The following is a 24,612-nucleotide window of genomic DNA, read 5'->3' on the forward strand; positions in this document are numbered from 1 at the left end:
CCTCAGCCAACCCCGAAAGGAACCTCCCATGAGCGGAGCAGGAGCCCCCACCCTCGACACCGAGCTCGACGGCACGGGCCTGAACGTCACCATCGTCGCCGGCACCTGGCACACCGAGATCACCGACGGACTCCTCGCCGGCGCCCGCCGCGCCCTGGCCGCCGCGAACGTGACGGTGAGCGAGGTGCGCGTGGCCGGCAGCTTCGAGCTGCCCGTCGTGTCGAAGGTCGCGCTCGAGAGCGGGGCGGATGCGGTGGTCGCCCTGGGCGTGATCATCCGCGGCGGTACGCCCCACTTCGAGTACGTGTCGGATGCCGCGACCTCAGGGCTGACGCAGGTGAGCATCCTCACCGGCAAGCCCGTGGGATTCGGCGTGCTCACCCTCGACACCGAGCAGCAGGGCCTCGACCGCGCCGGACTCCCCGGCTCGAAGGAGGACAAGGGCCGCGAGGCCGCCGAGGCCGCCGTCGCCACCGCGCTCACCCTCAGGGCACTGCGCCCCGTGCGCGACTAGCGCACCGCGCCATCCCGCGCGGGGCCCGCCCCCGCGCGCGTTGGTCGCCCAAAGTGCTCCCGAACCCCGAAATGGCAGCACTTTACGCGACTAACGCAGGAACACCACCCGCGCGCACCCCACACTTAGTCGCGCAAAACGCTCTCAAACCCCGAGATGGGAGCACATTGCGCGACTAACTCGAGGTGAGAGCCCGCGCCGCGCGGGCGCAGCTCAGGGCTGCGCGCCGAGCCAGGTCACCGAGAGGGCGGCGGCGGCCGAGGCCGCCTCCATCGCGTCGGCGTCGGCGACGCCCGCGGCGAGCGCCGCCGCGAGGGTGCCGCAGTAGCTGTCGCCGGCGCCCGTGGTGTCGACGACGGCCGCCGCCTTCTGCGCGGGCACGACGTTCTGCCCCCAGCGCGAGCCTTCGCCGCCGAGCGTCACGAGCACCGAGCGCGGCACGAGGTCGTCGGCCCAGAGCAGCGCGTTCTCGTGCTTGTTCACCACGACCGGATCGGCGAGGTCGAGCACGTCGGCGGGCAGCGGTGCGTACGGCGCGAGGTTCACGACGCTGCGCGCCCCGCGCGCCGCCGCGATGCGCACCGCCTCCGCCACCACGGCGGTGTCGACCTCGAGCGAGCACAGCAGCACGTCGCCCGCGCCGAGCGAGCCGAGCGGGGCGAGGTCGCCCACCGTCACCCGCGCGTTGGCGCCGGGCGACACGATGATGGTGTTCTCGCCCGATCCGTCGACGGCGATGGCGGCGTGCCCGGTGGGCACCCCCGAGGTGCGCGCCACGTGCATGGTGTCGATACCGAACGAGGCGAGCCGCTGCAGGTACGCGTCTCCATCGGCATCGTCGCCGACCCTGCCGACGAACCCCACCTTCGCGCCGGCTCGCGCCGCCGCGATCGCCTGGTTGGCGCCCTTGCCGCCGAAGTGCTTCACGACGTCGCCGCCGATGAGCGTCTCGCCGGGTTGCGGGTGCCGCTCCACCTCGACCACGGAGTCGATGTTCAGCGAGCCCAGCACGACGACGGCGCCCATGTGCACCCCTTCCGGTGTCCGATGTCCTCCAGCATCCTACGGTGAGCGTAATATTGCTGTTCGCGAGTGACCCTCGCGATTCCGCCACTGCCGGCGCCCCTCCGCGCCGGACCGGCGCTGCGATTCTCTCGGCACCTCTTCTCTCCCCTCGAAAGCGACCAATGTCCACATCCGTCATCGACGCGCCGTCCGGCAAGAGCGGCGCCGCCGCCACCAACACCCGAGGACGGGTCATCCTCGCGAGCCTCATCGGCACGTCGATCGAGTTCTACGACTTCTACGTCTACGCCACGGCAGCCGTGCTGGTGTTCCCGGCGCTGTTCTTCGCGAACTCCGACCCCACGATCTCGCTGCTGTCGTCGTTCGCCGTGTTCGGCGTCGCGTTCATCGCGCGCCCGGTCGGCTCCATCCTGTTCGGCCACTTCGGCGACCGCATCGGCCGCAAGAAGACCCTCGTCGCCTCCCTGCTCACCATGGGCATCGCGACCGTGCTCATCGGCGCACTGCCCACCGGCCTCACCCCCGGCTGGGAGATCATCGCCCCCGCCCTGCTCGTGCTATTCCGCTTCTGCCAGGGCCTCGGCCTCGGCGGCGAGTGGTCGGGAGCCGCGCTCCTCGCCACCGAGAACGCACCCGCGGGCAAGCGCGCGATCTACGGCACCTTCCCGCAGCTGGGCGCGCCCATCGGCTTCATCATCGCGAACGTCGTGTTCCTCGTGCTGAGCACGGCCCTCGACTCCGAGCACTTCCTCTCCTGGGGCTGGCGCGTGCCGTTCCTGGCCAGCGCCGTGCTCGTCATCATCGGCCTCTACGTGCGCTTCAAGCTGGTCGAGACTCCCGCGTTCACGAAGGTCGTGGAGAAGGGCGAGGTGGCGAAGCTCCCCCTGGCCCGGGTGTTCAAGACCAGCTGGCGCCCGCTCATCCTGGGCACCTTCATCATGCTGGCGACCTACGTGCTGTTCTACCTGATGACCACCTTCACCCTCACCTTCGGCACCACCGCGTCGTCGGTCGAGCAGGCGCAGGCGGCCGCGGAGGCCGCGGGCAAGGCCTTCGACCCCTCCACCTTCGTGCCGGGACTCGGCTACAGCCGCAACGACTTCCTCATCATGCTGGTCATCGGCTGCGTGTTCTTCGGCATCTTCACGCTCGTGTCGGGCCCGCTCGCCGAACGCTTCGGCCGCCGCAACGCCCTGTTCTGGACCACCGTCGGCATCGCCGCGTTCGGCCTGTTCTTCGTGCCCCTGTTCGCGGGCGGCACCATCGGCGTGATGGCCCTCCTCATCATCGGCTTCACCCTAATGGGTCTCACCTTCGGCCCGATGGGCTCGACCCTGCCCGAGCTGTTCCCCTCGAACGTGCGCTACACCGGGTCGGCGATCAGCTACAACGTCGCGTCGATCCTCGGCGCAGCGGTCGCGCCCTTCATCGCGGTGGCCCTGTGGCAGGCGGCGAACGGCAGCCCGGCGCTGGTCGGCAACTACCTGTCGCTGATGGCGCTCATCACGCTCGCCGCGCTGTACCTCAGCAAGGAGACGCGCGACCTGGCGTTCGACGACAACGTCAGCTGACGCTTCCCACGTCTCCGGCGGTCGGGCATCGCGTCCCCGACGCACCGCGGGCCCGTGTCAACTCAGGTTGACGCGGGCCCGCTTCGTCAACTACGGTTGACACCATGGATGTCACGGATGTGCGAACCCTCGCCGACGACGCCGGCAGCGACGACCCCATCGTGTCCCTCCGCGCCGTGGCCGGCCTCCGGCGCGAGCTCGACCGTGTCGAGGCCGTCGCCGTGCGCCGCGCCCGCAACGCCAATGCCTCCTGGCAGCTCATCGCCCTGGCCCTCGGGGTGAGCCGCCAGGCCGTGCACAAGAAGTACGGGCGGGGCTAGCCGACCTCTCGACAGCAAACGGATGCGCGTGCCGGCTCCGCGCATCCGTTCACCTCCCGCGAGACCGGCACCGCCGACACAGAAGGAACAGCATGTCCGACACCACCCGCGCCCCCCGCTCCCGCGGCGGATTCGGCCGCGGCCGCACACCCGACGACGGGCCCCGCGCCACGTTCAAGCAGCTGCTGCCGTTCTTGTTCGAGCACAAGAAGGTGCTCGCGCTGGTGATCGCGCTCAGCATCGTGGGCGCCGCGGCGAGCCTCGCCCAGCCGCTCCTGGTGAGCCAGGTCATCACGGTGGTGCAGGAGGGTCGCGCGCTCGACATGCTGGTGTGGGCGCTCGTCATCCTCGTCGTCGTCTCGGGCCTCATCTCGGGCTTCCAGCACTACCTGCTGCAGCGCACGGGCACGAGCGTGGTGCTCTCCGCCCGCCGCCAGCTCGTGCACCGCATGCTGCGGCTGCCCATCTCCCAGTTCGACACCCGGCGCACGGGCGACCTGGTGTCGCGAGTCGGCTCCGACACGACGTTGCTCTACGCGGTCATCACGCAGGGCCTCGTCGACGCGGTGGGCGGATCGCTCGTGTTCGTGGGCGCGCTCATCGCGATGCTCATCATCGACCCTGTGCTGCTCGGGCTCACCGTGCTCGTCATCGCCGTCTCGGTGGTGACCGTCGTCAGCATCTCGGGCCGCGTGCGCACCGCGAGCCGCAAGCAGCAGGAGAAGGTCGGCGACCTCGCCGCCGCGGTGGAGCGCTCGATCAGCGCTATCCGCACCGTGCGCGCCTCCAACGCGACCGAGCGCGAGATCGCCGCCGTCGACGCGGATGCTCAGGGCGCCTGGCAGATGGGCGTCAAGGTCGCGAAGATCTCGGCCCTCGTGGTGCCGATCGCGGGAATCGCGCTGCAGGTGTCGTTCCTCGTGGTGCTCGGGGTAGGCGGCTTCCGGGTGGCGTCGGGCGCGATCACGATCGCGAGCCTGGTGTCGTTCATCCTGTTCCTGTTCATGATGATCATGCCGCTCGGCCAGGCCTTCGGCGCCATCAACTCGGTGAACCAGGCGCTGGGGGCGCTGGGGCGCATCCAGGAGATCGTGTCGCTGCCCGTCGAGGTGCAGAACGACCGCGAGCTCGCGCCGCTGGCCACCCCCGACGAGATCGCGGCGGCAAGGGCGACGGATGCTCCCGCCATCGAGTTCGTCGACGTGCGGTTCCGGTACGCCGAGGGGCGCGTGGCGACGGCGGTGCCGGAGACGGGCGCAGGTGAGGCCGGCGCAGCAGCCGGCGCAGCGGCCGGCGCCGCCCCGGCTCTCGACCCCGACCCCGAGGCCGGCGTGCTGCACGGCGTCTCGTTCGCGGCCGGCCGCGGCGAGCGCACCGCGATCGTAGGCCCCTCAGGCGCCGGCAAGAGCACCATCCTCGCCCTCATCGAGCGCTTCTACGACGCCGACTCCGGATCGGTGCTGTTCGGTGGCGTCGACGTGAAGCGCCTCGACCGCGAGGCCCTCCGCGCGCAGATCGGCTACGTGGAGCAGGATGCGCCGGTGCTGGCGGGCAGCATCCGTCAGAATCTGCTGCTCGGCTCGCCCGAGGCGAGCGATGCCGACTGCATCCGCGTGCTGCACGAGGTGAACCTCGGCGAGGTGCTCGGGCGCTCGCCCGAGGGTCTCGATGCGGCGGTGGGCGAAGACGGCGTGATGCTCTCGGGTGGCGAGCGTCAGCGGCTCGCGATCGCCCGCGCGCTGCTCGCCGCTCCCCCGGTGCTGCTGCTCGACGAGTCGACCTCCTCGCTCGACGGACTCAACGAGCAGATGCTCCGCGAGGCCATCGACGCCGTGGCCGAGAACCGCTCGCTCATCGTCATCGCCCACCGCCTGTCGACCGTGGTGGACTCCGACCGCATCGTGGTCGTCGACCACGGTCGCGTCGTGGGCACGGGCACCCACTCCGAGCTCGTCGCCTCGACCCCCCTGTACCGCGACCTCGCGAAGCACCAGCTCCTCGTGTAGCCCGCGTCGAGAGAGCCCGAAGTGCTCCCTCAGGCGTCTTGAGGGGGCACTTCGCGCTTTCTCGGGGCGGTCCGAGCGGGCGGCGCCCGCTCAGCCCTTCGGGGTGGTGCGGCGGAGGATGAGGTACCCGAGCACACCGCTCAGCGCGGTGGGCACGAGGCTCCACAGCATCACGCCGACGGGCCCGTGGTCGACGAACCACTGGCCGAAGGCGGGCCATCCGTTCGTCAGCGTGATGAGGGCGGCGATGCCGACCAGCACCAGCACGAGCGCCGCGAAGAACACGAGCATGCCGTTCACCCGCCACCGCTGGTAGATGGTCGCCACCACCGCGCCGACGAAGAAGAAGAACAGGAACCCGGTGAAGAACAGGAAGAACCGGGTGTACCAGGCCGCGTCGGCCCCGCCGAAGTAGATCGCCGTGAACATCTGGCCGTGGAAGCCCCACCCGTTCGTCGCCGTCTCGAGGCCGGCGAGCACGGTCATGCCCGCGGCGTAGAGCGCCGAGAGCAGCACGAAGGCGAGGGAGGTGCCGAGCCAGAAGTCGCGCCGCGTGGTGCTGTAGCCGAGTGCGAACGGGAAGGTGAGCGCGACGGCCTGCACCCCCATCACCGTCATGTAGACGAAGATGTAGAACGAGGCCCCGCTGTACTGCAGCCCGTCGGAGACGTCTTGGCCGGAGCCTGGGCCGGCCGCCTGGCTGATGATCCACCAGATCAAGAAGTTCACCAGGAAGATGAACCCGAGGATCAGCCACGGCAGCACGAAGACGGTGAACCGGTTGATGAGGTGCAGCCGCAGCACCGGCACGATGCGGCTCGACGTGCGTGCCGCCGCCGGCAGCGCGGGCGTGGTCCGTGGATCGGTGACGGCGGTCATGCGCTCACCTCGTGGTCTTTCTGCTCGAAGTCGTTCAGGGAGGCGCTCGTCTTCTGCACGACGAGCTGTTGCAGCGACACCGCCGTGAGCTCGAGCCCGGCCGCGGCTGCCTCGGCCCGCTCGCCGGCGTCGAGCCGCCCGATGGTGACGGAGGCTAGACCGCCCAGGTGGTCGCGGTGCAGCACCTCGCGGCCCTCCACGAAGGCGTCGACGGCGCTGCGGGTGCCGACCACGGTGGTGGCCGATCCGCGCAGGCTCTCCGCGTCCTGGTCGAGCAGGATGCGCCCGTCGTCGATGAGCAGCACGTGCTCGAGGAGGTTGGAGACCTCGTCGATGAGGTGGGTGGAGAGGATGACGGTGCGCGGATGCTCGGCGTAGTCGTCGAGGAGGCGGTCGTAGAAGGTCTGCCTGGCCACCGCATCCAGCCCCAGGTAGGGCTCGTCGAAGAAGGTCAGCGGCGCCCGCGAGGCGAGACCGACGATGACGCCGATGGAGGAGAGCTGCCCGCGCGAGAGCTTCTTGACGGGGCGCTTGAGGGGCACCCGGAAGTCGTCGATGAGGGTCGCCGCGAAGTCGGCGTCCCAGTTCGGGAAGAACCAGGGGGCACTCGCGAAGACGTGCTTCGGGAGGAAGTCGTCGGGGTACTTCTGGCTCTCCTTGATGAAGCTGGTGCGCTGCAGCACCCGGGAGTTCTCGACGGGCGACTCGCCGAACACGCGCACCTCGCCGCTCGTGGCGAACTCCTGGCCGGTGAGCAGCTGCATGAGCGTGGTCTTGCCGGCGCCGTTGCGGCCGAGCAGGCCGCAGATGGTGTTCTCCTCGACGGAGAACGTGACGTCGTCGACGGCGGTGACGTTGCGGTAGTGCTTGGTGAGGCCCTTGACCTCGATGACGGCGCTCATCGTGAGCCTCCTCTGATCATCGCAGCGAGCTCCTCACGCGAGATGCCGAGCTTGTCGGCCTCGGTGACGAGCGGCTGCACGTACTCGGTCTCGAACTGGTCGCGGCGCTTGGCCACGAGGCGGTCACGTGCCCCTTCGGCGACGAACATGCCGATTCCCCTCTTCTTGTAGAGGATCCCCTCGTCGACGAGCAGGTTCACGCCCTTCCCGGCGGTCGCCGGGTTGATGCGGTGGAACGCCGCGAACTCGTTCGTGGAGGGAACCTGGGTCTCTTCGGGGAGCGCGCCCCCGATGATGTCGTTCTCGATCTGCTCCGCGATCTGAACGAAGATCGGTCGTGACTCATCCACGACGGCGACCCTTGGTTGGTTCATTACTCATGTAACTAACCAACCAGGTGGGCGCGCAGAAGTCAACCCCCGGGTGCGAGGCCGGGGGTTGAGGGAGGGAACGGGAGGGATGCGGTGGTCAGCGCATCCGGTGGTCAGCGCATCCGGTCATCAGCGCATCCGGAACCTCAGCGCTCGACGAGGTCGGAGGTGACGAGGTCGGCACCCGCGTGCGCGAGCTCGGCGATGGCCGCCCGCGACGTCTCCGGTGTCACGCCGGCGATGAGGTCGGTGATGATGCGCACGTGACGGCCGTGCTCGATGGCGTCGAGAGCGGAGGCGCGCACACAGTGATCGGTGGCGAGACCGGCGATGTCGACCTCGGTCACCCCGTTCGCGTCGAGCAGCTCATGCACGGTGCCGCCCTCCTCGGTGGTGCCCTCGTAGATGGAGTAGGCCGGCTCGCCCTGGCCCTTGCGCACGTGGTGGTCGATGGCGTTGGTGGTGAGCTCGTCGTGGTACTCGGCACCGTAGGTGCCCGCGACGCAGTGCACCGGCCAGCTGCTCTCGAAGTCGGGCTCGCCGTCGAGGGCGAAGTGGCCGCCGTTGTCCGACTCGGGGTCGTGCCAGTCGCGGGAGGCGATGACGAAGTCGTACGCCTCGCGGTGCTCGGCGAGGAGCTTCGAGATGCCGTTGGCGACCGCGGTGCCGCCCTCCACCCCGAGCGCACCGCCCTCGATGAAGTCGTTCTGAACGTCGATGATGAACAGCGCTCGTGCCATGGCACCAGTCTAGGGACGCGGGGTGGGGTCGCCCAAGGCGTGGGCGGCCCGGGTGCGGTCGACCCGAGTGCGGTCGCTAGTTGTTCGAGAGCGCGTTGCCGCACTCGTAGATGCCCGTGGTGAGGGCGTCGAGCGCAGGCCTCGCGCTGTCGCTCACGTCGTCGAGTGCGAAGAAGGCGAAGGTCAGCACGGTGCCGTCTGCGGCGTTGACGAGGCCGGAGAGGGTGTAGCCGGTGTCGATCCAGCCGGTCTTCGCGATGACGCTCCCCGCCGCGGGTGAATCGGTGAAGCGGCCGGCCAGCGTTCCGCTCACCCCGCCCACCGGGAGCCCGTCGTAGATGATGCCGAGTTCGCTCTCGTGCGCGTTGATCTTCATGAACAGTCGCGTGAGGAAGTCGGGAGAGACCCCGTTGTCGTCGCTGAGACCCGAGCCGTCGGCGATGACGAGGCCCGAGGTGTCGAGTCCGTAGCGCGCGAGCGCTTGGGGAATGGCGGTCTGCAGCGCGGCGAAGTCGTTGCCCACGCCGAGCTCCACGGCCACCAGCCGGGCCAGCATCTCGGCCTCGGTGTTGTCGCTGCGTTGCAGAGCATCCGGGATCATCGTCGACAGCGGCGCCGACAGCACCTGGCCGAGCTGCGCCGCTCCGTCGGGTGCCAGTCCCTCGGCGAGGGTCGCGCCCGGCACGCCGAGGGCGTCGGCGAGCGCTTGACCGGCCGTGAGCACGGCGTTCTCGCTGCGGGTCGAGACGTTGGCCGAGGGTTCGGCGCGGTCGCCGTCGACCTGCAGCCCCGTGACCTCGGAGGAGTAGCCGTCGTAGAGCTCCTTGCGGTTCCAGGAGGGCTGCCAGCGGTCGCCCGAGAAGACGCTGGCGTCGAGCACGATCGAGGTGATGGGGGTGCCGGCGGTCGACGGGTCGGCGGCCCAGGCCGCCTCCACCTGCGCGGCGAGGTCGAGCATGCTCGCCGCACCGGGGTAGATGTTCGACGAGCCGCTCGCGAGCGTGATGTCGCCACCGCCCACGAGCACGACCTCGCCGGGGTTCGCGCCCTTCACCACGGTGGTGGGCACCTGGTAGGCCGAACCCAGCACCGCGAGGGCCGCCGCGCTCGTGAGCACCTTCATCACGCTCGCCGTGCGGGCGTAGGTGCCGGCGCCGCGGTCGAACAGCAGCTCGCCGGTGGAGGCGTTGCGCACGGCCCCGAGGAAAGAGCCCAGCCGGCCGTCGAGCGAGAGCTCGGCGACCGAGCAGGTGCGCACGGCGGCGGGGGCGGATGCTGCCTGCGGCTGGGCGCGCGGATCGGCGGTCGGGGTGGGGGTCGGCGTGGGCGTCGGGGTCTGCGTCTGCGTCTCCTGCGACGCCGAGCCGGCGGCCGACGCAGTCGATGCCGAGTCGGAACTCGCCAGCACGGCGCCCGCGGCGAACGCGCCGCCACCCAGCACGACCACCGCGACGGCAGCAGCGGCCGCCGCCCACAGCCGCGGACGGCGGGCGATCAGGCCCCGGAGGCCGGGGGCGCGGGGGGAAGGAGCCGACACCTCAGCCATGGTACCCGCCTCGCGTCGCCGGGCGACGACCCGGGGCCCGGTGGGGCAAGCCCGGCTTCACCCTGGGCCCGCCGGCAGCTGACCCGGCGTCACCGGGCGACGGCCCGGGTCATTCGCCGGGGTAGCTCAGCCCAATCTGACGACGCACCTCGTCGAGCACGCCCATGATCGCCACCGACTCCTCGAGCGGGAGGATCGTGCCGGAGCTCTCCCCCGCCTCGATGAGGCGCTCGATCTCGTCGGCCTGGTACTGCATCCCGCGCGACACCACGGGCTGCTCGAACCGCTCGATGACGCTGCCGTCGGAGGCGATGACGCGGAAGGTCGTCGGGCCGTACCACCACGAGTCGATCTCGATGCGCGCATCCGTGCCGATGACCGCGGCCTGCACCGGACCACTGGCGTCGATGGCGCTCTGCGAGATCGACTGGCGCCCGCCCTCGTGCTCGAAGATGATCGCGGTCTGCCGGTCGACCCCGGTGCTCGACATCGTGGCGCTGGCGAGGATGCGTGTCGGCAGGCCGAGCACGTCGATGGAGAACGACACCGGGTAGATGGCGAGGTCGAGCAGGCCGCCGCCGCCGAGTTCGCGGTTGTTGATGCGGTGCGCCGGGTCGGAGGGGAGCTTCTGGCCGTGGTCGGCGATGACCGTGCGCACGTCGCCGAGCGTGCCCTCGGCGATGATCTCGCGCACGCGCACCATGTGCGGGAGGAAGCGCGTCCACATCGCCTCCATCACCACCACGCCCGCCTCGGCGGCCGCCGTCGCGACGGCCCTCGCCTCGGCCTCGTTCACGGTGAACGACTTCTCGACGAGCACGTGCTTGCCCGCGGCGATGGCGAGCTGCGCATCGGCGGCGTGAGATGGATGCGGCGTCGCCACGTAGACGATGTCGACGTCGGGATCGGCGACCAGCTCGGCGTAGCTGCCGTGCGCGGTGGGGATGCCGAAGCGGTCCGCGAAGGCGGTGGCGGATTCCTTCGTGCGCGAGCCCACGGCCGCCACGGAATGGCCGGTGGCGAGCAGGTCGGTGGTGAAGGCCGAGGCGATGCCTCCGGTGCCCACGATTCCCCAGCGGAGTTCGGTCACGGTGAGTCCTTTCTCATCAACCTCGACCGTATCCCACGCCGGGTGGCTCGTGCCGCTACTTGTAGATGATCGCGGCCCAGGCGAGCACGCCGGCGAGCAGCACCAGCATGACGATGAGACCGGCGGTGAGGGCCATCCGCAGGCGAGGACGCTGCGGCTTGTAGTACTTGTCGTATCGTGTGCGGCGTCGGGACCTCCGACGTCTCGTCGTCGAAGTCATGCGTCAACCGTAGGCAGCACGCTGCGGGCGCAGGTGACGAACGTGTGAACGACTGCTGGGAATTACCTAGCACACTAAGTAATCGACAGACGTTGTGGAATGCGGCTCGGTGCGACTCGCCGCGTCGCGGAGCGTGCGTCGGGTGTTACGCGCCGCCGGCGAAGCGGGTGAGGGCGAGATAGGCGAGGGCGCCGGTGCCTGCCAGCAGCACGGTGATGACGGTGATGCGCAGCACGAGGCTGCCGCTCAGCCTGTCCCAGCGCGAGTGGAGCTCGGGGCGGTAGAAGCGGCCGTGCTTGTCGGACTTCTCGGGCTTCTCGGCGCTGGCGCGGGGGCGCATCGCGGGTGCGGGGGTGGGCGCGGGCGCCGCTGCAGCCGCGATCGGGGCCGGCGTCTCGGGCGCCGCGGCGGCGATCGGGGCCGGCGTCTCGTGGAGGGGGGCCGCGATCGGGGTCGGGGTGGCGGCGGATGCGGAACTCGCGTGCACGTGCCGGGTCGCCGCCACGGGGGCAGCGGGGGCGATGGGTTCAAGGGGCTCGACCGCTGCGATCGGTGCTGCGGCTGCTGGCTCGACCGCCGCGATCGGGGCGGCGGCGACCGGCTCGGCGACCGACTCCAGAGGCTCGACAGCTCGCAGTCTCGCGGGTGCCGTGGCCGGCGCGGCCGGCGCGCTCGACTGGCGCGCTTCGGCGTTCCTCTGCTCGCGGGCGGCACGGCGGCTGAGCAGCGGTGCCGGGTCGGCGGCCCCGGGTTGCGCGGGTTCGTCGGCCGACGAGAACGACATGAGGTCGTCGAAGGTCAGTTCAGCGTTCGTCATGGTGCTCCGGGTCGTCTGTCGCGCAACGTTCGGGTTTTCGTCGGCTGGTTATGGTATGCCGACGCATGTGCGCGAGGTTTCACCATAACCGACACGTGTCGCACCTGCCAAACGGGAAAACACGTGATAAGCGAAAACCCCCGGAGCTGACAAGCGCCGGGGGTTGAGGTGGGGCCGCCTGTGGGAATCGAACCCACGACCTATTCATTACGAGTGAATCGCTCTGCCGACTGAGCTAAGGCGGCCTGGCCGGCGACTCGCGCACGGCACAGCTACAAAGCATAGCCGAAACCCGGGCGCTCGGCGCACGCGGCCACGACGGCGATCAGCGGCGACCTTCGGGCTCAGCTCAGCTCAGCTCGCGTCCACCACGCCCCCGGCGCTCTGGGCCGAAGCCTCCCGAGCGGGCGGCGGCACGATCTCCCTCAACCTCGCGTAGGCGTGCCGAATGGTCTCGGGCAGCGACTCCACGTCAGGATGCTCCGCCCAGGCCAGCCATGACCCTCGCGCGACGGCCATGGTGACGAGCCCGACCATCCGTGCCTTCTCGGCGGGCTCGGAGTCGCCGGGGTCGTCGCCCTGCTTCTCAGCGTCGCGCCGGAGGCGGCGCTCGACGGTCTCGGCGATCGAGGCTTCGAAGGCACGCATGCGGTCGATGCGCATGGCGAAGATCTGCGGATAGTCGTTCATCACCCGGTGCCGCAGGCTGTGCAGCTCGGGGTCGATCTCACCGTCTTCGTGGGCCTGTGCGGCCATCACCTCGAGGATCTCCCCGAGCGGGTCGCCGCCCGGCCCCGCCTCGACGAAGGCCTCGATCGCGTCGGGCGTGAGCGAGAACGGGGCGTCGCCCGCGAGCGACGCCTCTTTCGTGGGGAAGTAGTTGAAGAAGGTTCGCGGCGAGACCCCGGCGTCGCGGCTGATCTCGTCGATCGTCACCTGGTCGAGGCCGTTCTCGGCGGTGAGGCGCAGCACGGCGAGCTGGATGCTGCGCCTGGTCGCTCTCCTCTTGCGCTCACGGAGACCGACCTCTTCGGGTTCGACGGTCATTCCCCCATGATCGCAGACCCGCGGGGGCGCAGACCCGGAGACCCGCGGCGGCGCAGCCTCGCAGACCTGCAGGGGCCCAGACTCAGCTGGTGCACTCGGGGTCGCTGGCGGGAACCGTGCCGGTCAGGAAGTAGTCGTCGACGACCGCCGCCACGCAGCTCGAGGAGTTGTAGGCGGTGTGCCCCTCCCCCTCGAAGGTCACGAGGTGGCCGTTCTCGAGCTGGTCGGCGAGCGCTTCGGCCCACGCGTACGGGGTCGCCGGGTCTCCCGTCGTACCGACGACGAGGATGGGGTCGGAGCCTGCTGCGGTGACCGGCCCGGGCACGCGGGTGCTGGGGTAGGGCCATTCCGCGCATCCGATGTCGCCGAAGGTCCAGTACGGGCCGACTGTGGGCGAGGCCTCGATGAGCTTCTCGTTCTGCTCGGCGATGACCCCGGGGTCGGTCTGGGCCGGGTAGTCGGCGCAGGAGATGGCATTGAACGACTCGATGAGGTTGTCGGCGTAGCTGCCGTCGGGGTTGCGGCTGTTGTAGGCGTCGGCCAGCTGGAAGGCGTAGTCGGCCTGCCCGTCGGCGACCGAGGTGAAGAGGGTGTCGAGGTAAGGCCAGCTCGACTCGTTGTAGAGCGGGTAGAAGATAGCGGTGAGCAGCGAGCTGGAGCCGAGCTCGCGGCCGTCGCTTGCGCGCACAGGGCTCTCGTCGACCTGGGCGAGCAGCTTCTGGATGCCGGTGAGCGCGGAGTCGGCGCTGCCGTCGAACCAGCAGTCGGAGCGGGAGGCGCAGTCGGCGAGGTAGCTCTTCAGCGCGTTCTCGAACCCCGCGGCCTGCGAGATGGTGATGTCGAAGCCGCTCGAGCGCGGGTCTTCGGCACCGTCGAGCACCATGCGGCCGACCTTGTCGGGGAAGTTGTCGGCGTAGATCGCGCCGAGGAAGGTGCCGTAGGAGTAGCCGAGGTAGTTGAGCTTCGTGTCGCCCACCGCGGCCCGCAGCATGTCGAGGTCGCGGGTGGTGCTCTCCGTGTCGATGTGCTCGAGCAGCGGCCCCGTGTTCTCGGCGCATTTGGCCCCGAAGTCGGCGGCGGCCTTCGTGTAGGCCTCGATCCACTCCTTCGAACCGCGCTCCCCCGGGATGATGTCGTACAGCCAGGCGTCGCGCTCGGCGTCGGTGAGGCACCGCACGGCGTCGGAGTGGCCAGTGCCCCGCGGGTCGTAGCCGATGAGGTCGTACGACTGCTGCACCTCGGGATGCGCGGCGAAGTCGGCGGACTGCTCCACCATGTCGTAGGCGGAGCCGCCGGGCCCGCCCGGGTTCACGAACAGCGAGCCGAGCCGCTCGCCGCCCGAGGCCGGCTTCTTGATGAGCGCGAGTTCGATGGTGTCGCCGGTGGGGTCGTTCCAGTCGAGCGGCGCGATGGCCGTGGTGCAGAGGAACGAGCCGCTGCACGGCTGCCACTCCAGCACCTGGCCGTAGAAGCGCTGCAGGTCGGCGGGCACGTCTTCGGCGGTGGGGGTCGAGGTGGTCGGTGCCGACGGCGAACCGCCGCGCTGGGCGTCGACGAACCAGGTGACGCACCCGGAGAGGGCGAGGGCCGTGGCGAGCACGACCGCGGCGAGCGCCCCTGTGCGGCTGGCGGTTCTCATTCGACTCACGGTCAACCCTTTCGTGCCGCTGATCGGTTCGCCTCAGCGACGGTGACGAGCATCGCCTCCAGCGCGAGGGCCGGAGCGACGTTTGCGGCAATCCTGCGACGCGCATCGGCGATGGCGTCCATCGCCGCGAGGGTCGATGTCGGATCGTTATCGGCGGCCGACCGCTTCACCCGTTCGGCGATCGCCTCGTTCACGAGCTCGAGGCCGGCGCCGAGCTGCACGACGACGACGTCGCGGTAAAGGGAGAGCAGATCGGTGAGGATGCGGTCGATGCCGTCGCGAAGGCTTCGGGTGGCGCGGCGCTTCTGGTCGTCTTCGAGCGCCTTGATCTGACCGCGGAGCGCGGGCGGCACGGGTTGGCCGGGCTCGACGCCGAGCGAGCGGAGGGCGGCTGCGCGCTCCTCGGCGTCGCGCTCCTCGGTGATGGCCTGCGCATCGGCGCCCGCGAGCTCGAGCAGGCGGGCCGCGCCGCGCACCGCGTCGCCCACGGTCACCACCTGCAGGGCCAGGTCGAGGGTCTCGGCTCGCCGGAGGCGCGCCTCTTCGTTGGTGGCGAGACGGTGGGCCATGCCGATGTGGCTCTGCGACTCACGGGCCGCCTGCAGCGCGAGCTCGTGGTCGACGCCGTCGCGGCGCATCACGAGCGACGCCACGTCTTCGGTGCCGGGCACCCGCAGTCGCACCGAGCGCACCCGCGAGCGGATGGTGGGCAGAAGGTCGGCCTCGCTCGGTGCGCACAGAATCCACACCGTGCGCTCGGGCGGCTCCTCGAGCGCCTTGAGCAGCACGTTCGAGGTGCGCTCCGCCATGCGGTCGGCGTCTTCGATCACGACCACGCGGTAGCGGGAGACCGACGGCGAGAACTGCGAGGCCGAGACGAGTTTGCGCACCTCGTCGATGGTGATGACCACGCGTTCGGTGGCGAGGATCGACAGATCGGGATGCGTGCGGGAGGCGACCTGTCGGCAGTCGGGGCAGACCCCGCATCCGCCGTTCGCGCACAGCAGCGCCGAGGCGAAGGCGTAGCCCAGGTTCGAGCGGCCGGAGCCGGGCGGGCCGGTGATGAGCCAGGCGTGCGTCATGGAGTCGGTGCCCGCGGCACCTGCGCTACCCGCGCCGCTCGCACCGCCCGTGCTGCTTGCGCCCGTCGCGCCGGTGCGGCCGGCCGCTGCCGACTCCGCGGCCGCGCGGAACACCTCGATCGCGGCGTCTTGGCCGGTGAGGTCGTTCCAGACGGTCATGGTGTCACTTTACTGAGGGGGTCTGACAGTGGGCCGGGGCCTGACGGCGCGGTACGGATGCTCGTCGTCGTCAGCCGGTTCGGGTCGCGTCGCTCGCCGCGAGGAGGGGGGCGACGCGCTCGCGCACCTCGGCGGCGATGGTCTCGGGCTCGCGGGCGGCGTCGATGACGAGGAAGCGGTCGGGCTCGTCGCGGGCGAGGGCGAGGAACGCCTCCCGCACTCGCCGGTGGAAGTCGCTCTTCTCCGCTTCGAGGCGATCGAAGCGCTTGTTGGCGCCGTCGAGCCTAGCCCGGGCCGCGTCTTCGTCGAGGTCGAGCAGGATGGTGAGGTCGGGCAGCAGGCCCTCCGCGGCCCAGAGCGACAGCTCGCGGATCTCTCCGGCATCGAGTACGCGGCCCGCGCCCTGGTACGCCACCGAGGAGTCGAGGTAGCGGTCTTGCACCACGACCTCGCCGCGCTCGAGCGCCGGGCGCACCTTGGTGCTGATGTGGTGGGCGCGGTCGGCGGCGTAGAGCAGAGCCTCGGCGCGCGGCGCGATGTGGCCGCGGCTGTGCAGCACGATCTCGCGCACCTCGTTGCCGATCTCGGTGCCGCCGGGTTCGCGCGTGCGCACCACAGTGCAACCCTGGGCAGCGAGCCACGACTCGAGCAGCTCCGCCTGGGTGGTCTTGCCCGCGCCGTCACCGCCCTCGAGCGTGATGAACAGGCCGCTCACGGCTGGGGGTCGGCCGCGCGGGCAGGGGCCTTGCGGGTGGTGGTCTTCGCGGCGGTCGTCTTGGCTGCCGTGGTCTTCGCGGCGGTGGTCTTGGCGGCGGTCGACTTCGCTGCCGTCGTCTTGGCTGCCGTCGTCTTCGCGGCGGTGGACTTCGCTGCGGGCTTCTTGGCTGCCGCGGGCTTCTTGGCGGCGGGCTTCTTGGCGGCTGCCGCCTTGGCGCGGGGCTTGGCGGGGCCCTTGGCGCGCTTGTCGGCGAGCAGCTGCACGGCGCGCTCGAAGTCGATCTCCTCGACGGTCTCGCCCCGCGGGATCGTCGCGTTGGTCACCCCGTCGGTGACGTACGGCCCGAAGCGCCCGTCTTTGACCTTGATCGGCTTGCCGCTCTCGGGGTCGGCGTCGAATTCCTTCAGTGCCGACGAGGCACGCCGGGCGCCGTACTTCGGCTGCGCGAACAGCTCGAGGGCTCCCGGGAGGTCGATCTCGAAGATGAGGTCTTCACTCGACAGGCTGCGGGTATCGGTGCCCTTCTTCAGGTAGGGGCCGAACTTGCCGCCCTGCGCTGTGATGGGTTCGCCCGACTCGGGGTCTTCACCCACCGTGCGCGGCAGGTTGAGCAGGCGCAGTGCGGTGTCGAGGTCGACGGTGGCGAGATCCATCGACTTGAACAGGGATGCGGTGCGCGGCTTCACCGCGGCCGCCGCCTTCTTCGCGGCCGGCTTGGCGCCGCCGTCGGCGGCAGCCTCGGGCGCTGCCGGTTCGAGCTCGGTGACGTACGGACCGAATCGCCCGTCTTTCGCCACGATCTCCTTGCCGTTCTCGGGGTTGACCCCGATGACGCGGTCGGTGACCACGGGGGCGTCGACGAGTTCGCGCGCCTTCTCGGGGGTGAGTTCGTCGGGCGCGAGGTCTTGCGGAAGGTTGACCCGACGCGGGGGCGCGTCGAGGTCGCCCGACGGGTCGAGCACCTCGAGGTAGGGGCCGTACTTGCCGATGCGCAGGGTGATGTCGTCGGCGACGGAGACCGAGTTGACCGCGCGCGCGTCGATCTCACCCATGTTGTCGATGACGCTGCGGAGGCCGGGGTGGTCGTCGCTGCCGAAGTAGAAGCCGTTCAGCCAGCCGACCCGGTCTTCTTCGCCGCCGGCGATCTTGTCGAGGTCGGCCTCGAGCGCCGCGGTGAAGTCGTAGTCGACGAGTTCGGTGAAGAAGTCTTCGAGCAGTCGCACCACGGAGAAGGCCGTCCAGCTGGGAACGAGTGCCTGCCCGCGCGGGGTGACGTAGCCGCGGTCGATGATGGTCGAGATGATCGACGCGTACGTCGAAGGGCGGCCGATGCCGAGCTCGTCAAGAGCCTTCACCAGGCTGGCCTCGGTGTAGCGCGGGGGCGGCGTGGTGTCGTGGCCGGCGGCCTCGATCTCGGTCGCGGCGAGCTTCTGGTTCTCGCTGAGGTTCGGCAGCTTCGCCTCGGAGGGCTCGGCAGTGGCGTTGCGCTCCTCATCCCTGCCCTCCTCGTAGGCGTGCAGGAACCCGCGGAAGGTGATGACGGTTCCGGATGCGGAGAACTCCGCGGTGGTCGCACCGCCCAGTTCGTCGACGGTGACCGGCCCGGCGGCGATCGTGACCGTGGCGGTCGAACCCCGCGCATCCGCCATCTGGGAGGCGACGGTGCGCTTCCAGATGAGCTCGTAGAGCCGGAAGTCGTTGCCGCGCAGCGTGGAGGAGAGCTCGCTCGGCGTCTTGAACACCTCGCCGGCGGGGCGGATGGCCTCGTGCGCCTCCTGAGCGTTCTTGCCCTTGCCGCTGTAGAGGCGCGGCTTGTCGGGGATCGTCTCGGCGCCGTAGAGAGCGCTCGCCTGGTTGCGGGCCGCCGTGATGGCCTGCTGCGACAGCGACGGCGAGTCGGTGCGCATGTAGGTGATGTAGCCGTTCTCGTAGAGCGACTGGGCCACGCTCATGGTCTGTCGGGCGGAGAAGCGGAGCTTGCGGGCCGCCTCCTGCTGCAGGGTGGAGGTGGTAAAGGGGGCTGCCGGGCGGCGGGTGTAGGGCTTCGACTCGACGGAGGTGACGTGGATGTCGACGCCGTCGGCCTCGAGCGCCGTCGTGAGAGCCTTCGCGGCCGACTCGCCGAGAGCGATCGCCTTGCCCTTGAGCTTTCCGGCCTCGTCGAAGTCGCGGCCGGAGGCCACGCGCTCGCCGTTCAGACGCACGAGGCGCGCGTCGAAGGAGTCGGTCTGCGGGGCGGTGGCGTCGGGGACGAGGGTGGCCGTGAGGTCCCAGTAGTTGGCCGAGGTGAAAGCGAGGCGTTCGCGTTCGCGGTCGACCACGAGACGGGTTGCCGCAGACTGCACGCGGCCGGCGCTCAGGCCGGGGCCGACCTTGCGCCAGAGCACGGGGCTGACCTCGTAGCCGTAGAGGCGGTCGAGGATGCGGCGGGTCTCCTGGGCGTCGACCAGGGCGTCGTCGATCTGACGGGTGTTCTCGCGGGCCCGCTCGATGGCTTCGCGGGTGATCTCGTGGAAGACCATGCGCTTCACGGGCACCTTGGGCTTCAGCACCTGGAGCAGGTGCCAGGCGATGGCTTCGCCCTCGCGGTCTTCATCAGTGGCGAGGTAGAGTTCGTCGGCGCCGGCGAGCGCCTTCTTGAGCTCGGCGACCGTCTTCTTCTTGGCGTCGGAGACGACGTAGTAGGGCTCGAACTTGTTCTCGACGTCGACGGAGAACTTGCCGAGCGAGCCCTTCTTGAGGTCGGCAGGCAGGTTCTTCGGCTCGACGAGGTCGCGGATGTGGCCGACCGAGGCCATCACGTCGAAGCCGTCGCCGAGGTACTGGGCGATGGACTTCACCTTGGTGGGCGACTCGACGATGACGAGCTTTCTCGGGCCTGGCAACTTCACTCCTTATATATGCGACGCGGCGGAACGCATCAGGCACACCATACACACCCCTGACGGGTGAGAACCTAATCCCTCCTGTTCGCCGTGGAAGAACGGGCATCCGTTGCATCTGTGGAGGAGGGGAGCACAATGGTGGTGACCGCTTCGACGTCGAAGAGGAGACAGGGAGAAACGCCATGTCATCGAGCTCTGCGAGCAGCTACACCGCCAAGTTCACCGACGGGCCACTCGAAGGCAAGACCATCCGCACCGACTTCACGGAGTCGGGTGAACCGCAGGCCAGACTCACCATCCCCGCGGCGAGTGCGGAGAAGCAGTACCTGTACCGCCGGGCGAGCGGCCTCGAGTACGCCGATTCCGGGCGCCCGAGCGCGGTCGACTACCGCTACGTGGAGGCGATCGTCTCCTGAGGCGGGCCCGCCCGGGCTCGCACCGTGACGGCGATGCCGACGATCGTCGTCGCCACGGTGACCGATGCGGTGCCACTCGCGTCGACCGTGCACGCGGTGAGTGCGGCCCCCGTTGCTCCTGCCGCCTCGGCGGCGAACGCGCAGGGTTCACCGGCCACCCGGCCCGACGCGGTGTCGGCTGCGGCGAGCGCCGCGGCGTCTGCCGCTCCCCGCAACTGCTGGCCGGCGGCGAGCGCTCCACCCATCGGCACGAAGAGCGCTGCAGCGAGAGCGAACGCGGTGATGAGCGCGAGCCCCAGCACGCTCCCGCTCCCCTCCTCACTGCGGCGCGGAGTTCCGGCCTCCGCGTGCACGTGATCGGGACCCGCTCGGGTGAGGCCGCGATGAGTGATGGCCGTCATCGTCCGGTCTCCCCGGGGGCGGGCGCGGTGTCGTCGAGGGCGCAGCCGGAGGCGCTGAGCTCGAGGGTTCCGCTGAGGAACGCGAGGGCAGGTTCCGCACGCACGGTGACGCAGACCAGGTGCCCGGTGTGCACGACCTCCGGCGCGGCGCCTGGGCCGAGCGCCGCCACCCGGGCGGATGCGGCGTCGGCCTCACCCCGCCCGAGCAGTCGGGCCGCGTCGGCTGCGGCATCTGCGACCCGCACCTGCATCGCACCCACCTGAAGCGCCCCCATGCCAACGGCGAGCACGACGATCACAGCGGGCAGCGCCACTGCGAACTCCGCGCTCACCGACCCGCCCTCCTCCCGGGTCCGGCGCATCGCGTGTCGCAGTGCCCGGCGCAGGGCGCGGCCCCCGTCGCCTGCGGGTCGCAGGCGCACATCGTGAAGCACCGCTCACCCCGCCGAGGTGAGAGCACGGTGGATGAGCTCGGTGAGCATCCCCTTGACGTCGTCGCCTTTCAGGATCACCACGAGAAGGCCGGCGAGCCCGACAGCCGCTACAGTGGGCACAATACAGCGTATATTCTTCGTCATGGTCGTTCGCGTAGGGATTTACGCCCGTCAATCCGTCGCCGAGGATGTCGGTATCGAGCAACAGGTAGCCTCTTGCCAGAAGTACGTCGATGCTAAGCCAGGCTGGGAAGTCGTCGATATCTACGACGACAACAATGTGTCAGCTTCGAAAGCCAGGGGACCGAAGACCAAGTGGTCAGCGATGTTGAGGGCTGTCGAGGCAGGCGAGCTTGACGCGGTCGTGGCTACGCGCATCGACCGGGTGTTTCGTCGGATGGAAGATTGGATGCTCTTCAAAGGCACTGACACCGCTGACGACGACGCCAGAGTGTTCCTGGTATTTTCAGATAGCGGTCTTGATACCTCAACGCCCTACGGGAAGCTGATGGTTGGGCTGCTCACTGAAATTGCGCAGTTCGAGATAGCGATGAAGGATGAGCGGCTTCTTCCATATAAAGCAGCTCGGCGCGAAGCTGGGCATCCGACCCCTGGGAAAGCGCCTTATGGCTATCAATGGGTACCGGCGAGCAAGCGTGATGCCGACGGCACACGCTATGCCGTCGTGGAGCACGAAGCCGAGGCAATCCGCTATGCCATGGAACAAATCATCGCCAGAGCACCTATCGGCGCGACCATCCGAGAGATGGCTAAGAAGAACATGTTCGACCGCAACGGCAAGCCGTTTGGTCGTTCGACTCTGAGGAGAATTCTTCTCAGCCCGTTCGTGGCGGGCATGCTTCCCCCGACTCAATCGTCTCTGCCGGGAAAGTACACGCCGGAGAACGTTGACCCCACGCTGTGCCGACCCGGTGCCTGGGACGCCATCGTCAGCGAACCGCAGTGGCTGGCGGCAAGGGAGGAACTTCTTGATCCGGTTCGCCGGTCCAACCATGGAGATGTGACGAGAAAGCATCTGCTCTCCGGTCTGGCTCGCTGCGGACAATGCGGGGGTCCGGTGCGTTCCGCACAGACCCGAGAGAAGTACAAAGGCTATCGCTGCCCCGCTGGTCACTTCCTCCGTAGGGGCGAAGACCTCGACCGATGGGCGCTGCTTCTGGTATTTCTGCGTCTTTCGGAACCCGGCGCTGAGACTCTGATCAAAAAGCCGAAGAAAGGTATTGACCTTCCACTTCTCGTTGCGCGACGCGATGAACTCAGGGCAGCAAATGACGGGCTTGCGAAGCTCGTCGCCACCGGCTTGTGGTCTGCCGAGCAGGTGATTGCAGAACGTCTAAAGAATGACGACGAGCTTGAAATCATCAACGTGAATATTGCGGCTCACGCCGAGAGTGACCCGCTTTCGTCGCTGCTCTACTCCCCTGAAGAGCGCATGCAGTTGATCATGACGAGCACCCTCGATTCTCAGAGGAAGATTTTCAACTCATTAGTCAAGGCTTTCTACATCTACCCAGTTGGAAAAGGTAATCGTCTTGCTCAGTACCCTGATGGCGCGGCTGGCACGACGCACATCGTATGGAGAGCTCAGGCTCTACCCTCCGAGTTTCCCCTAACACCATCACCCGCATTCTCCGAGTTCTCGACCGTTCCGGCAGTTAGTGACAACACAAAGCTGAGACTGGCTGTAGCGACGTCTAAGGGGCTGCCCTACTGACGTCAGTTGAGAGCCGTAGCATCGGCGCATGCGCAGCTTCAACCTCATCCGCAGCGTGGACAGCAATGTCTTCACGGTCCTCGAGTCTGTTGAGGGCGACCTCCGAATGACGCCCTACCTGGTGCGGGAACCGTCTGGTGCGGGACTATTCTTCCTTGGTCACGCCACCGACCAAGACGCTGACATGGAACTCAGCCTGCTCGGTAATTCAAATACGCCTGAGGGGGCTGTGGAGCGCCTAGAAGAATATTTGCAAGCGCACGATGTCTGAGCCGAGAGCTTGCTGTGCCTTCTACTCCTTACCCGGAAAGTAGCATCGCCTCTCACTGAGGGCTGACGACAGCCTCAGTGATAAGGAAAGTCTCCTTGCCTCTTCTCGTCCGTCCCTGATTTGGGCGCGGAGGAGTTTCGGTGGTCCATGCCGCTACCCTGGTTCCAGATGTCGCGCAATTGGAGCACGACTCTCAGACTGCCTGGGGGGAGAAATGGGAGAGCCGCTAAGTATACAAAGGATCGTGGACCGAGTTCTGCTCGGAGAAATCCGAGTGCCGGGCTTTCAGAGGCACTTTGTTTGGCAGCCAGAACAAGCCGCCCTCCTCATGGACAGCATCTATAAGGGATACCCCTTCGGTTCATTGCTGCTCTGGCGCACCTCGACGGTTCTCAAGACAGAGAAGGCGTTGGGAGGTTTCGAACTCCCTAAACCCGCGAAAGACTATCCGATTGACTACGTCTTGGATGGTCAACAGCGCATCACTTCAATCTTTGCGACCTTTCAACGACAGTTGGAGGCGCGCAAGGAGGATCCCGAAGTTTGGCTTCCGATCTATTACGATTTCCAATCCCAAGATGATCCCCAGGTCTCGCGATTCGTAGCCCTTCAACGCGACGATGTGGTTCCCGGGCAGCACTTTCCCCTACGATCATTCTTCGCACCCGTCGAATTCGCTAAGGAGACTGCCGCGCTTTCGAATGATTCGAAGCTTTCTGAGATTGCCGCCGTGCATCAGACCTTCTTGAGCACGCTTATCCCTGTTCAAACGTTCGAGAGCGAGGATCGTAAAAGCGTGGCAATCGTCTTCGAGCGGGTAAACCGGCTTGGCGTCGAGCTAGACATGTTCCAACTCCTCACCGCATGGACCTGGAGCGACGAGTTCGACCTGCAGCAGCAATTCGAGGAGCTTTCAGAAGAGTTTGAGGATTTCGGATTCGGTGAGGTTGGTGCCGATAACGACCTGATGCTGCGCTGTTGTGCTGCGATCCTGGTGGGCGATCCAGATCCCACTTCGCTCATCAACATCAATGGTTCGACGGTTCGCGCGCAGTTCGAAGAAGTGCGCAAGGCACTAAGGCTTGCGATTGACTTCCTGCGCCGAAACCTGCATGTCCGGCACTTGAAGTACCTTCCGTATTCTGCGCTTCTCGTGCCTCTCTCCGCCTATTTCTCTCTCAAGCAATCGAGTAGCGTTCCTGACGCAGAACGTCGCGTACTACTTAGGTGGTTCTGGAGAGCTGCTTTCACACACCGGTACAGCGGAAATCCATATCGCAACGTGCGCTCTGACGTTGAGGAGGCAATTGCTCTGAGAAGAAACGGGCACTCGGAGCTCGGTCAGATAAAAATCAATTTCGACCCGGGCTTCTTCCTTGACAACATCTTCAGCGCGCGCACCGTTGCATCACGCAGCCTGATACTTCTGCTTGCGTCGAAGAATCCTCGGAGCTTTCTTAGCGGAGAGCGCATTGACCTCGACGAGGTACTTTCGGAGCCGAACCGCAAAGAGTTCCATCACATCTACCCCAAGAAGTACGTCGCGGATCTCGAACTACCGGCAATGTCTCCCTCGGTGAACTGCCTCGCGAATATCGCATTCATCGGCAGAGCAGACAACCGAGACATATCGGCTAAAGCGCCATCGGTCTATCGGCGAGACATGAACGACGCATCCATAGATGAAATAACCGAGGCTGCACTACTGCCAAAGCAAACATTCGATGACGACTGGGATCTTTTCATCAATTTGCGAGCGTCGCTTCTGACCACCCATGCTCGCGAACTAATGAATGCATGATTAGGGCTCGCGG

Annotated in this window: 25 protein-coding genes and 1 tRNA gene; 8 read left to right on the forward strand and 18 right to left on the reverse strand. The window is 68.1% G+C overall.

Going from position 1 to position 24,612, the window contains the following annotated elements:
* The first annotated feature begins 28 nt into the window (after window positions 1-28).
* Window positions 29-514, forward strand: a complete 486-nt coding sequence (gene ribH / locus HL652_RS13285) for a 6,7-dimethyl-8-ribityllumazine synthase (RefSeq protein WP_171705762.1) — start codon at window positions 29-31, stop codon at window positions 512-514.
* Between the two features lie 213 nt (window positions 515-727).
* On the opposite strand, the gene HL652_RS13290 is transcribed toward ribH, so the two are convergent.
* Window positions 728-1,540 (reverse strand): PfkB family carbohydrate kinase, encoded by an 813-nt coding sequence (locus HL652_RS13290; protein ID WP_171705763.1) that lies wholly within the window; start codon window positions 1,538-1,540, stop codon window positions 728-730.
* A gap of 161 nt (window positions 1,541-1,701) precedes the next feature.
* Here HL652_RS13290 and HL652_RS13295 point away from each other — a divergent pair, with 161 nt between their 5' ends.
* The 3 genes from HL652_RS13295 (at window position 1,702) to HL652_RS13305 (ending at window position 5,437) form a co-directional block, all read left to right on the forward strand.
* Window positions 1,702-3,111 carry an MFS transporter gene (locus HL652_RS13295; protein WP_171705764.1) on the forward strand — a complete coding sequence of 470 codons (1,410 nt, stop codon included), beginning with the start codon at window positions 1,702-1,704 and terminating at the stop codon, window positions 3,109-3,111.
* Window positions 3,112-3,215: 104 nt separating this feature from the next.
* Window positions 3,216-3,431, forward strand: coding sequence for a hypothetical protein (locus HL652_RS13300; RefSeq protein WP_171705765.1), 216 nt, complete (start codon window positions 3,216-3,218; stop codon window positions 3,429-3,431).
* 92 nt (window positions 3,432-3,523) lie between these two features.
* The gene (locus tag HL652_RS13305) at window positions 3,524-5,437 is read left to right on the forward strand and encodes an ABC transporter ATP-binding protein (protein ID WP_171705766.1); all 1,914 of its coding nucleotides are present in this window, start codon (window positions 3,524-3,526) and stop codon (window positions 5,435-5,437) included.
* 90 nt (window positions 5,438-5,527) lie between these two features.
* Here the strand turns inward: HL652_RS13305 and HL652_RS13310 are convergent, their stop codons facing one another.
* The 14 genes from HL652_RS13310 to topA all read right to left on the reverse strand — a co-directional run bounded on the left by HL652_RS13310 (window position 5,528) and on the right by topA (window position 19,541).
* Window positions 5,528-6,316: a hypothetical protein gene (locus HL652_RS13310; RefSeq protein WP_253743271.1), complete on the reverse strand. Its 789-nt coding sequence runs from the start codon at window positions 6,314-6,316 to the stop codon at window positions 5,528-5,530.
* Window positions 6,313-7,218, reverse strand: a complete 906-nt coding sequence (locus HL652_RS13315) for an ABC transporter ATP-binding protein (RefSeq protein WP_171705767.1) — start codon at window positions 7,216-7,218, stop codon at window positions 6,313-6,315. Before HL652_RS13315 ends, HL652_RS13310 begins: the two co-directional genes overlap by 4 nt.
* On the reverse strand, window positions 7,215-7,592 hold the full coding sequence (locus HL652_RS13320; protein WP_171705768.1) for a GntR family transcriptional regulator: 378 nt from the start codon (window positions 7,590-7,592) through the stop codon (window positions 7,215-7,217). Before HL652_RS13320 ends, HL652_RS13315 begins: the two co-directional genes overlap by 4 nt.
* 143 nt (window positions 7,593-7,735) lie before the next feature.
* Entirely contained in the window at window positions 7,736-8,329 is a 594-nt protein-coding gene (locus tag HL652_RS13325) for an isochorismatase family protein (protein ID WP_171705769.1), read from the reverse strand.
* A 76-nt stretch (window positions 8,330-8,405) separates the two neighbouring features.
* Entirely contained in the window at window positions 8,406-9,875 is a 1,470-nt protein-coding gene (dacB, locus tag HL652_RS13330) for a D-alanyl-D-alanine carboxypeptidase/D-alanyl-D-alanine endopeptidase (RefSeq protein WP_171705770.1), read from the reverse strand.
* A gap of 109 nt (window positions 9,876-9,984) precedes the next feature.
* Window positions 9,985-10,965 carry a Gfo/Idh/MocA family protein gene (locus HL652_RS13335; protein ID WP_171705771.1) on the reverse strand — a complete coding sequence of 327 codons (981 nt, stop codon included), beginning with the start codon at window positions 10,963-10,965 and terminating at the stop codon, window positions 9,985-9,987.
* 55 nt (window positions 10,966-11,020) lie between these two features.
* Window positions 11,021-11,185, reverse strand: coding sequence for a hypothetical protein (locus tag HL652_RS13340; RefSeq protein WP_171705772.1), 165 nt, complete (start codon window positions 11,183-11,185; stop codon window positions 11,021-11,023).
* Between the two features lie 145 nt (window positions 11,186-11,330).
* Window positions 11,331-12,002 carry a hypothetical protein gene (locus HL652_RS13345; protein ID WP_171705773.1) on the reverse strand — a complete coding sequence of 224 codons (672 nt, stop codon included), beginning with the start codon at window positions 12,000-12,002 and terminating at the stop codon, window positions 11,331-11,333.
* A gap of 169 nt (window positions 12,003-12,171) precedes the next feature.
* Window positions 12,172-12,247, reverse strand: a tRNA-Thr gene (locus HL652_RS13350).
* 109 nt (window positions 12,248-12,356) lie between these two features.
* Window positions 12,357-13,049: a TetR family transcriptional regulator gene (locus HL652_RS13355; RefSeq protein WP_171705774.1), complete on the reverse strand. Its 693-nt coding sequence runs from the start codon at window positions 13,047-13,049 to the stop codon at window positions 12,357-12,359.
* A gap of 82 nt (window positions 13,050-13,131) precedes the next feature.
* The gene (locus tag HL652_RS13360; RefSeq protein WP_171705775.1) at window positions 13,132-14,688 is read right to left on the reverse strand and encodes an alpha/beta hydrolase; all 1,557 of its coding nucleotides are present in this window, start codon (window positions 14,686-14,688) and stop codon (window positions 13,132-13,134) included.
* A gap of 11 nt (window positions 14,689-14,699) precedes the next feature.
* Window positions 14,700-15,938 (reverse strand): DNA polymerase III subunit delta', encoded by a 1,239-nt coding sequence (locus HL652_RS13365; protein WP_171705776.1) that lies wholly within the window; start codon window positions 15,936-15,938, stop codon window positions 14,700-14,702.
* A 70-nt stretch (window positions 15,939-16,008) separates the two neighbouring features.
* Complete coding sequence (tmk, locus tag HL652_RS13370) at window positions 16,009-16,653, reverse strand: dTMP kinase (RefSeq protein ID WP_171705777.1); 645 nt, start codon at window positions 16,651-16,653, stop codon at window positions 16,009-16,011.
* A complete protein-coding gene (gene topA / locus HL652_RS13375) occupies window positions 16,650-19,541 on the reverse strand; it encodes a type I DNA topoisomerase (RefSeq protein WP_171705778.1) in 2,892 nt (963 codons plus the stop codon). The genes tmk and topA overlap by 4 nt, the downstream gene beginning before the upstream one ends.
* A 182-nt stretch (window positions 19,542-19,723) precedes the next feature.
* On the opposite strand from topA, the gene HL652_RS13380 reads away from it, so the two are divergent.
* Entirely contained in the window at window positions 19,724-19,957 is a 234-nt protein-coding gene (locus HL652_RS13380) for a hypothetical protein (RefSeq protein ID WP_171705779.1), read from the forward strand.
* Here the strand turns inward: HL652_RS13380 and HL652_RS13385 are convergent.
* The 3 genes from HL652_RS13385 to HL652_RS13395 form a co-directional block, all read right to left on the reverse strand.
* Entirely contained in the window at window positions 19,933-20,358 is a 426-nt protein-coding gene (locus HL652_RS13385; RefSeq protein WP_171705780.1) for an Rv3654c family TadE-like protein, read from the reverse strand. The two genes, HL652_RS13380 and HL652_RS13385, sit on opposite strands and share 25 nt — an antisense overlap.
* Window positions 20,355-20,690 (reverse strand): TadE family type IV pilus minor pilin, encoded by a 336-nt coding sequence (locus tag HL652_RS13390; protein WP_253743273.1) that lies wholly within the window; start codon window positions 20,688-20,690, stop codon window positions 20,355-20,357. Before HL652_RS13390 ends, HL652_RS13385 begins: the two co-directional genes overlap by 4 nt.
* Window positions 20,691-20,795: 105 nt before the next feature.
* A complete protein-coding gene (locus HL652_RS13395; protein WP_253743275.1) occupies window positions 20,796-20,912 on the reverse strand; it encodes a DUF4244 domain-containing protein in 117 nt (38 codons plus the stop codon).
* A gap of 22 nt (window positions 20,913-20,934) precedes the next feature.
* On the opposite strand from HL652_RS13395, the gene HL652_RS13400 reads away from it, so the two are divergent.
* From HL652_RS13400 to HL652_RS13410, 3 genes are all read left to right on the forward strand, one after another.
* Window positions 20,935-22,527, forward strand: coding sequence for a recombinase family protein (locus HL652_RS13400; protein WP_171705783.1), 1,593 nt, complete (start codon window positions 20,935-20,937; stop codon window positions 22,525-22,527).
* A 28-nt stretch (window positions 22,528-22,555) separates the two neighbouring features.
* On the forward strand, window positions 22,556-22,798 hold the full coding sequence (locus tag HL652_RS13405) for a hypothetical protein (RefSeq protein WP_171705784.1): 243 nt from the start codon (window positions 22,556-22,558) through the stop codon (window positions 22,796-22,798).
* 244 nt (window positions 22,799-23,042) lie between these two features.
* Window positions 23,043-24,599 carry a GmrSD restriction endonuclease domain-containing protein gene (locus HL652_RS13410; RefSeq protein ID WP_171705785.1) on the forward strand — a complete coding sequence of 519 codons (1,557 nt, stop codon included), beginning with the start codon at window positions 23,043-23,045 and terminating at the stop codon, window positions 24,597-24,599.
* The last annotated feature ends 13 nt before the right edge of the window (window positions 24,600-24,612 follow it).

It is taken from the genome of Herbiconiux sp. SALV-R1 (genome assembly GCF_013113715.1).
Lineage (GTDB): Bacteria > Actinomycetota > Actinomycetes > Actinomycetales > Microbacteriaceae > Herbiconiux.

What these genes read in the sequence shown, in the direction of transcription:
- HL652_RS13300 (WP_171705765.1), top strand. Translation starts at nt 3,216, where the DNA reads ATGGATGTCACGGATGTGCGAACCCTCGCCGACGACGCCGGCAGCGAC.
- HL652_RS13360 (WP_171705775.1), bottom strand. Translation starts at nt 14,688, where the DNA reads ATGAGAACCGCCAGCCGCACAGGGGCGCTCGCCGCGGTCGTGCTCGCC.
- HL652_RS13320 (WP_171705768.1), bottom strand. Translation starts at nt 7,592, where the DNA reads ATGAACCAACCAAGGGTCGCCGTCGTGGATGAGTCACGACCGATCTTC.
- HL652_RS13340 (WP_171705772.1), bottom strand. Translation starts at nt 11,185, where the DNA reads ATGACTTCGACGACGAGACGTCGGAGGTCCCGACGCCGCACACGATAC.
- HL652_RS13355 (WP_171705774.1), bottom strand. Translation starts at nt 13,049, where the DNA reads ATGACCGTCGAACCCGAAGAGGTCGGTCTCCGTGAGCGCAAGAGGAGA.
- HL652_RS13345 (WP_171705773.1), bottom strand. Translation starts at nt 12,002, where the DNA reads ATGACGAACGCTGAACTGACCTTCGACGACCTCATGTCGTTCTCGTCG.
- HL652_RS13310 (WP_253743271.1), bottom strand. Translation starts at nt 6,316, where the DNA reads ATGACCGCCGTCACCGATCCACGGACCACGCCCGCGCTGCCGGCGGCG.
- HL652_RS13365 (WP_171705776.1), bottom strand. Translation starts at nt 15,938, where the DNA reads ATGACCGTCTGGAACGACCTCACCGGCCAAGACGCCGCGATCGAGGTG.
- HL652_RS13325 (WP_171705769.1), bottom strand. Translation starts at nt 8,329, where the DNA reads ATGGCACGAGCGCTGTTCATCATCGACGTTCAGAACGACTTCATCGAG.
- HL652_RS13385 (WP_171705780.1), bottom strand. Translation starts at nt 20,358, where the DNA reads ATGACGGCCATCACTCATCGCGGCCTCACCCGAGCGGGTCCCGATCAC.
- ribH (WP_171705762.1), top strand. Translation starts at nt 29, where the DNA reads ATGAGCGGAGCAGGAGCCCCCACCCTCGACACCGAGCTCGACGGCACG.
- HL652_RS13405 (WP_171705784.1), top strand. Translation starts at nt 22,556, where the DNA reads ATGCGCAGCTTCAACCTCATCCGCAGCGTGGACAGCAATGTCTTCACG.
- dacB (WP_171705770.1), bottom strand. Translation starts at nt 9,875, where the DNA reads ATGGCTGAGGTGTCGGCTCCTTCCCCCCGCGCCCCCGGCCTCCGGGGC.
- HL652_RS13295 (WP_171705764.1), top strand. Translation starts at nt 1,702, where the DNA reads ATGTCCACATCCGTCATCGACGCGCCGTCCGGCAAGAGCGGCGCCGCC.
- HL652_RS13380 (WP_171705779.1), top strand. Translation starts at nt 19,724, where the DNA reads ATGTCATCGAGCTCTGCGAGCAGCTACACCGCCAAGTTCACCGACGGG.
- HL652_RS13315 (WP_171705767.1), bottom strand. Translation starts at nt 7,218, where the DNA reads ATGAGCGCCGTCATCGAGGTCAAGGGCCTCACCAAGCACTACCGCAAC.
- HL652_RS13305 (WP_171705766.1), top strand. Translation starts at nt 3,524, where the DNA reads ATGTCCGACACCACCCGCGCCCCCCGCTCCCGCGGCGGATTCGGCCGC.
- HL652_RS13290 (WP_171705763.1), bottom strand. Translation starts at nt 1,540, where the DNA reads ATGGGCGCCGTCGTCGTGCTGGGCTCGCTGAACATCGACTCCGTGGTC.
- HL652_RS13400 (WP_171705783.1), top strand. Translation starts at nt 20,935, where the DNA reads ATGGTCGTTCGCGTAGGGATTTACGCCCGTCAATCCGTCGCCGAGGAT.